The following is a 7,985-nucleotide window of genomic DNA, read 5'->3' on the forward strand; positions in this document are numbered from 1 at the left end:
AGAATTAATTTCAAACGTTCATCAGATTGAAATTGTAAAGGGTCCAGATCATCAATTTCGTTACTTTGATAAACGATAATCGGGTTAGGGTCGCTGCCGTCAAGGTTGGGGATATCATTTCGAAGCGGAAAGCCGATTGATTCAACAGTAATATTACGCCCGCTTGATAAGGCATGTTCAAGGAGGGCGCAGACACCACAAGGTTGTTCTGCCATTAACCAAAAAGCATCAGATGCAATCCGCTTGCGATCATCCTCGACATAATCCAGGTAATTCCCCCCGGTCATATCATGCCCAAAACGTTCATTGATCGCAGTACCCTGCAACCGGATTTTGATGTCATCCCGGGAAATCAGCTCGTAAACAATAATATTGGGTAAAAGTGAGGGAATATCTTCGGGGAGAAAGGAACTTCGGTTCGGCATATCAAAGCCTTCCGATCTCTCTAACCCCTGCCAATAATCATAAAACTGGCGATTTCTGGCATTTCTTATTTTCACTGAACCTTACCTATGTCCGGGTTACTTTGGTACTGAGTTAATAAGCTACCGGGTTTTCTTCCCAGTAACCCACCCTGATTACCCCCGTCATCAGTTCCATGCAGCCTATAGATATTTTACGCAAGCTAACAACATTTTTTACCTCAAATTTTAGATAAATCTTTGTTTTTGATTTTTCGCCTAACTCAGCGCCAACAAAAGGATGTAGAGCATTAAAGCATTACAATCATACAGGTTAATTTTCTTTCTTGACCTCATTTCAAAGGGGTGGTTTTATATTTCCACATTTCACATAAAGTAACTGTGTGACCACAGAATGATTTTTTATGATTTTTTTGTAACTCACACAGAAAAGCGACCGGATATCCAACATCAGATATCGAGCACTGAGACTTAACAAGGCCCCAAGGGGTCTTGAAAAGATCGTACCAGATACGGATACCCGGCCAGAACCTAAAACACATAAACCTTCCGGCGCTCTGCTTTTTTTGGGGTAAAGCTTGGACTCTGTTTCCTTGGTCCACCGTTAATGACCAATGCCACAGCGACGGATGATCACTGTTTTGATCACGGATTTTCCCTTGTTAGAAGGTGCTTAATCCGGCTCAAAACCGGGCGGCTGCATGCTGTTCAGTTTTAAACCAAGTCACTGCCCTTACATTGCGATCAGGCAAAAGAGCAGCCTAAAGAAAGTTACTCTGACACACAGAGTGACAAAATGGAGAGTTCGTATGTTGACACTATTTCACGCACCGGGTGCTTGTTCTTTGGCCTCTTGCATCGCACTGGAAGAAACAGATGCAGAGTTCGAAATCAAAACAGTATCCTTTGCGGATGGTGAACAGCATAAAGCGGACTACCTGCGGCTTAACCCCAAAGGACGTGTGCCAGCTCTCATTGTTGAAAAAGAACCAGATCTTATTGCTGGAAAACAAAATGTACCCGTAAACTCTAAAGGCAACAGCGGTGTCATAACGGAAACGCCTGCGATCCTTTTTTATCTGGCTCAACGGTATCCAGAAGCAAATCTGGCCCCACTTGCCGATCATTTTGCCCTCGCCCAGATGCAGTCGTTCAACAGCTTTCTCTGTTCAACGGTTCACGTTGCCCATGCGCACAGATTTCGCGGCGCACGTTGGGCAAATAACCAGAGTTCACAGGATGACATGCGCGCCAAAGTACCTGAAAACATGTCTTCTCTTTTTACGATGATTGAAGAAACATATCTCGGCCAGCCATGGGTGCTGGGCGACCAGTACAGCATTTGTGACGCCTATCTCTATACAATCGCGCGTTGGCTGGAAGGTGACGGTGTTGATATCACTGCCTTTCCACGCGTCAATGCGCATTTCAAACGTATGGAAGACCGTCCCGCTGTACAACGAGCCCTGCGGCATTAGCCTCGGCTCGGACCTGAAGATGCCATCAACCCATTTGGCATTTCAGGCCTTAAACCATAAAGATCAGAACGTATTATTATGAATAAAAGTCCTTTAAAATTACCCGAGTTTGTCATTCTTTTTGCCTTGCTCACCTCTATTACAGCGCTAAGCATTGATGCAATGCTGCCTGCCCTGCCACAAATTAGTGCTGATCTTGCCATTTCCGATCCACTTGATAGTCAGCTAATTATCTCTCTTTTTATTTTCGGGATGGTTTTTGGTGAACTTTTTATTGGTCCAGTATCAGATGCCATCGGCCGTAAAGGGGCAATTTTGCTGGGTGTCGGGGTTTATGTTGGCGGCACACTTGTCGCAATGACAGCCTCCACCTTCGAGGTATTGATCCTTGGTCGTATTATTCAGGGTATTGGGGCATCAGGTCCGAAAATAGCAACCCGTGCCCTGATCCGGGATCAATACGAAGGCGAAGCCATGGCAAGGATCATGTCTTTTATTATGGTGATTTTCATTATGATCCCGATGATTGCCCCTGCTTTTGGTCAGATGGTTTTGGCCATTGCTGAATGGCGATATATCTTCTTTTCATTTCTTGTTCTTTCGGTTTCGACTGGATTTTGGTTGATCATTCGTCAGCCTGAAACACTGTTAAAAGAAAACCGAATACCTCTGTCGCCAAAAAAATTAATGCAATCCACGGGTCGCATTCTAAAGCATGGCAAAGTCATGTGTTATTCGGTTTCTGGCGGTATGATTTTCGGGGCCTTGCTAGTCTATGTCAGTACATCCCAATCGATCTTCGAAGACTTATATGGTGTGGTCGATAACTTCCCGCTCTACTTTGCTGTTTTAGCCTCTTCTGTTGCTCTCTCTTCTTTGATCAACTCACAATTGGTCATGCGCTTTGGCATGCACAGGATGGTGGTTTTTGCTCTCAGTGCTCTAATTTTCTTTACAGCAACTTTGTTTTTCTTTGCCTTACCTTATGATGGAATCCCGCCCTTTGCAGTCTTTATGATCAATGGCTTCTTCATTTTCCTTTGGGTTGGCATTCTCTTTGGCAACATCAATGCCATGGCGATGCAGTCCCTTGGAAAAATGGCTGGATTGGGCGCATCTGTCATAGCCTCTATCTCTAGTTTGGTTGCCGTGGCCGTTTCTGTCTCAGCCGGTCGGCTCTATGACGGAACTGTGATGCACATGGTCTTTGCCCTTTGCTTCTGTGGGGTCACAGCACTGATTTTAGTCATGGTGGCAAAGCGTAGTAAGGCCGGAATTTTACTTCCCGCTTGATATTCCATATTTCAGACTTATATGACGAAAATAAGTAATAATTTAGCTTTCCCTCGTTCTGCAAAGAGGATACGAAGGGCTAAATCATCTAATTAAGTATGGGCTCGCATTATTCTGGCCCTACTTAACGGGGCCCATCATATCCCCCTTAATGATGGGCCCCACTTTTTGCCGCATTCTTTAATTTTACCTACCTTTTAATTCTATAAGAATATCGGCTTTCTCTGCTTTCCTTTGTCAAAAGAAATCAGCCTCAAATTCTCCTTCTGGGCTTTTTATACAACGTTGCAAAAATAACTGTCCCAATTGTTAAGATATCCTGACACAGACTTTAATCCCTGCCAGTGCCCCACCACCTTGGCACATTTCGGCATGCACACGCATAAAGACACTAAACTGAAAAACAAAACCCGCATAGGTTCAATAAATGTTAATCTTAGACTCTTACTATTTTTGTGTTTGGTACAATTCTCATTAGGTATCAGCAGTTTGTGTTGCCTTGTACGTGATACCTTTAAACGTAACCTTTCCCTCAAAAAGGGCAAAGGCTGCAAAGGACAAAACGATATGCTCAACCTTGGTAAAAAGTCTCGCACTGCCGACCATCGCCCCAAAAACTGTAAGTTTAACAAAGCAGAAATGGACTTTATCCTATCAGCTTTAAACCAATCTCAGGCTGTTATTCAGTTTCAAACAGATGGTACAATCATTACAGCCAATAAAAATTTCCTCGCGGCCATGGGGTACACGCTAGAAGAAGTCAAAGGCCAGCATCACAGCATTTTTGTAGAGGAATCATATAAAAATTCGCCCGAATACAAACAGTTCTGGGCAGACTTAAACGAAGGAAAATTCCAGTCCGCTGAATACAAGCGCATCGGCAAAGGGGGCAAGGAAATCTGGATACAGGCATCCTATAACCCGATCATGAATTCATCGGGAAAAGTCGTTAAAGTCGTCAAATATGCAACCGACATTACCCAGCAGACATTGCAAAATGCAGATTACAAAGGTCAAATCAGCGCGATCGGGAAATCACAAGCCGTTATCTCGTTTGAATTGGACGGAACCATCATTGATGCAAATGATAACTTCTTAAACGCAGTTGGTTACAATCTCGAAGACATTCAGGGCCAACATCATAGTATGTTTGTTGATCCAAAAGATAAGCAATCAGATGAATATATCCAGTTTTGGGAAAGTCTGCGGCGCGGAGAATTTCAAACAGCCGAATACAAACGAATAGGCAAAGGTGGCAAGGAAATCTGGATACAGGCGTCCTACAACCCAATTTTTGATCCGAATGGAAAACCCTTTAAAGTCGTCAAATTTGCTACCGACATCACTCAGCAGGTTATCAATCGGGAAAAGGCAACCAAGGTCAGCCAAATCGTCGATGAAAATTTGGGGAAAATACTGGAAACCGTCGTTGCCGTAAATAACCAGTCATCTTCAGCTGCCCAAGCATCAACAGAAACACTGCAAATGGTCGAATCAGTTGCCGCGGCATCTGAAGAATTCCAAGCCTCTGTAACGGAAATAGCCAGAAGCATGACAGCTTCACAAGATGACGTCAGAAAGGCAATCGAAGAAGCCCGTACAGCAGATGACCTCACCCAAAAGCTCACCGAACAAGCCCTGTCGATGGATAGCGTTGTCAGCGTTATTCAAGATATCGCCGGGCAAATCAATCTACTTGCCTTAAATGCCACAATTGAATCCGCACGCGCCGGAGAAGCCGGAAAAGGCTTTGCCGTCGTCGCATCCGAAGTCAAAGCACTAGCCAATCAGGTTGGAAGCGCGACAGAAAAAATTTCATCTGAAATTAGCGGCATGCAATCAATTTGCAGCAGCGTGGTGGAAAATTTAACCAGTATCAGAGGTGCCGTTGAATCCGTCGAAGGCAGTGTAACCTCTGTATCTGGTGCCGTAGAAGAGCAAACTGCTGCATCGAGTGAAATTGCATCAAATATTCAAACAGCTGCAATGGCCGTTAATGAAGTTAACACTAATCTGGACAGTATCAGCAACGCCGTAGCATCGGTTGAAGGTCGTGTAACCGCAGTGTCGCAGGCTGTCGGCGAACAGACCGCCGCCCAATGAATGATATAGAGGTCACTTTTATGTTCTTTTAAAACCCTAAAACTTTCACCAAAGAAATAAATACGAGGTATAAAAGATGCCACTGCAAAATACTTGGCTTTAAACAGGACGGACCAACAATAAATCATACCCGAAATTTCAACGGTAAGTACCTTGATCAGAACCTGACATAAGCCCAAGGCTGCGAACAGGCTTTCTGGTCAAAAAAAATTTAGCGAAATTTAACCTTTAAACACTAACTATCAACAAGCCGAATAACCTGGTTAAAAATATTATCTCGCATTGATATTTTTCACTGTAAATAAGACTGCTCTCTAAGATTTTATTACAGAGAGTTTGAAAGGATTACCCCGTATGTTCTCGTTTGGTAAAAACTCCCGGTTAACGGCGGACCAGCCCAAAAGTTATAAGTTAAACAAAATTGAAATGACGTTGATTTTGAATGCCTTGAACAAATCTCAGGCTGTCATTCAATTCGAAGTCGATGGCACGATTATTACGGCAAACAAAAATTTTGTGAATGCTTTGGGCTATACCCTAGACGAAATAAAAGGCAAACATCACAGCATGTTTGTCGACCCTGCCTATAAAAACTCTGCCGAATACAAACAGTTTTGGGCAAACCTTAAAAAGGGAGAGTTTCAGGCTGCTGAATACAAGCGGATCACAAAAAGCGGTAAACCAATCTGGATCCAAGCATCTTACAACCCCATAATCGATGCATCAGGAAAAGTCACCAAGGTTATTAAATACGCCACCGACATTACTGAACAAACGCTGCAAAATTCTGATTATAAAGGTCAGATCAATGCCGTGAATAAATCACAGGCGGTTATTGCCTTTAATCTGGATGGTACCATCATTGATGCCAACGAAAATTTCCTCAAAACCGTAGGCTATGACCTGCGCGAAATTCAAGGGCAACACCACCGCTTGTTTGTCGAAGAAGAGTACAAAAACTCAAAAGAGTATGAACAATTTTGGGCTTCTTTGCGCCAGGGTGAATTCCAGACTGCTGAATACAAACGCATCGGAAAGGGCGGGAAAGAAATTTGGATACAGGCATCCTACAATCCAATCTTTGACCCCGATGGCAACCCGTTTAAGGTCGTTAAGTTTGCTACGGATATCACTCAACAAATAGCGGATAGGCATGAAGCAACCAGAGTAGGCCAGCTTGTTGATGATAATCTGGGAAAAATACTCGAAGCCGTAGGAGACGCAAACCAAAAATCATCCGCAGCAAGCTCTGCTTCGACCGACACCTTGCAAACTGTTCAATCCGTTGCGTCTGCATCCGAAGAATTTCAAGCATCAGCCAGTGAAATTGCCCGCAGCATGAACACATCGCGCAACGATGTAAAAAAAGCGATTGATGAAGCAACAAACGCCGATCAGCTCACCCAAAAACTAACTGAACAGGCCCTGTCTATGAACAGTGTCGTCAGTGTTATTCAGGACATTGCCGGGCAGATTAACCTGTTGGCCCTAAACGCAACCATTGAATCCGCCCGTGCAGGTGAAGCAGGCAAAGGATTTGCCGTTGTGGCATCCGAGGTCAAGGCACTGGCCAATCAGGTAGGCACAGCTACCGAGCAAATTTCATCAGAAATTATTGGCATGCAATCCGTCTGCGATAACGTGGTTGAAAACCTGAACAGTATCCGCAATGCCGTGGTATCAGTCGAAGGTAGTGTCACGGCCGTATCCGGTGCGGTAGAGCAGCAAACTTCTGCATCCAGTGAGATTGCATCAAGCATGCAATCAGCCGCAACCGCGGTCAGTGAGGTCAACGAAAATTTGATGTCAATCACCAGTGCCGTTGACAATGCCAATAACTTTGCCCGCGAAGGTACCGACCTGTACCGAAGCCTGAAAAAATAAACCGTTTAAATCACACCCAATTCAAATCGTAAGGGCCGGGAAATTCCCCGGCCCTTTTACGTCGTCCATTTTACAAGCTCTTCTAATTAGGCCTTTCTCTCTGGTTATATCTTTGGCCCTTGCTGTTTGTATCCCGGACAAACGAACACCTAACTGCCGTAAATTTCACCACGGGGAAAACGCCCGACGCCCTGTCGATCGGGATCAAGTGGCGTAAAGTATCCCTTGGCCTGTCGGGTTGCTTCGATGGCAATTGCTTGTGCCTGAAGCTCATCAACCGGGTTGGTTGCAACTCCGGTTTTATAGGCATTTGCAATCGCACGGGTGATTGTCGGCGCGGCAACCGATGTGCCATCTAGCGCAACTGACACACCAGAATTAACACCTGATGCCCGCACGCCGCGAAAAACAGGACTACGATCACTTTCCGCAGAAACAAAAGGACTGGTGGATTGTTCCGGCAGACTGGCGTCCGTGGTTTGGTAACCACTGTAAAGCGCCGCCCGCCCCGTTTCTTCGACATGACCACCAACAACAACAGGCACCTCACCCGTCGCAAGACCATTAGAAGCCCCAGCACGTTTCACGATGGATTGATTATCCTGTACCTCTAGCTTACCTTCGCGATCATAGACCCTATAGGCCCCATCATCGAAATAAGATTGCCGCCCCAATGCAGGATACCCAAAAGGCGAAGCGTCACGTTGAATGCGGGCGTGAAGTGGTGCAGATAGGTCCTTACCCGACCGCTTGATCACCCGCACTGTCCACAGACCATTCGGCGCAGCGTTTAGCCCAGCGTTTC

6 protein-coding genes are annotated in these 7,985 nt (G+C 45.1%); 4 read left to right on the forward strand and 2 right to left on the reverse strand.

The window, feature by feature from the left end:
* Positions 1-500, reverse strand: a 500-nt coding sequence (locus Q0241_RS11580; RefSeq protein WP_299377511.1) for a PAS domain-containing protein, incomplete at its 3' end; no start/stop codon positions are given.
* Positions 501-1,231: 731 nt separating this feature from the next.
* Between Q0241_RS11580 and Q0241_RS11585 the strand changes: the two genes are divergently transcribed.
* From Q0241_RS11585 to Q0241_RS11600, 4 genes are all read left to right on the forward strand, one after another.
* Positions 1,232-1,900: a glutathione S-transferase family protein gene (locus tag Q0241_RS11585; RefSeq protein WP_299377513.1), complete on the forward strand. Its 669-nt coding sequence runs from the start codon at positions 1,232-1,234 to the stop codon at positions 1,898-1,900.
* Positions 1,901-1,978: 78 nt separating this feature from the next.
* A complete protein-coding gene (locus Q0241_RS11590) occupies positions 1,979-3,193 on the forward strand; it encodes a multidrug effflux MFS transporter (protein WP_299377515.1) in 1,215 nt (404 codons plus the stop codon).
* 567 nt (positions 3,194-3,760) lie between these two features.
* Entirely contained in the window at positions 3,761-5,296 is a 1,536-nt protein-coding gene (locus tag Q0241_RS11595) for a PAS domain-containing methyl-accepting chemotaxis protein (RefSeq protein WP_299377517.1), read from the forward strand.
* A 354-nt stretch (positions 5,297-5,650) separates the two neighbouring features.
* Positions 5,651-7,180 (forward strand): PAS domain-containing methyl-accepting chemotaxis protein, encoded by a 1,530-nt coding sequence (locus Q0241_RS11600; RefSeq protein WP_299377519.1) that lies wholly within the window; start codon positions 5,651-5,653, stop codon positions 7,178-7,180.
* 149 nt (positions 7,181-7,329) lie between these two features.
* Here Q0241_RS11600 and Q0241_RS11605 read toward each other — a convergent pair.
* A partial coding sequence (locus Q0241_RS11605; protein ID WP_299377521.1) for a hypothetical protein occupies positions 7,330-7,985 on the reverse strand: 656 nt, incomplete at its 5' end.

It is taken from the genome of uncultured Kiloniella sp. (genome assembly GCF_937128705.1).
Classification (GTDB): domain Bacteria; phylum Pseudomonadota; class Alphaproteobacteria; order Kiloniellales; family Kiloniellaceae; genus Kiloniella.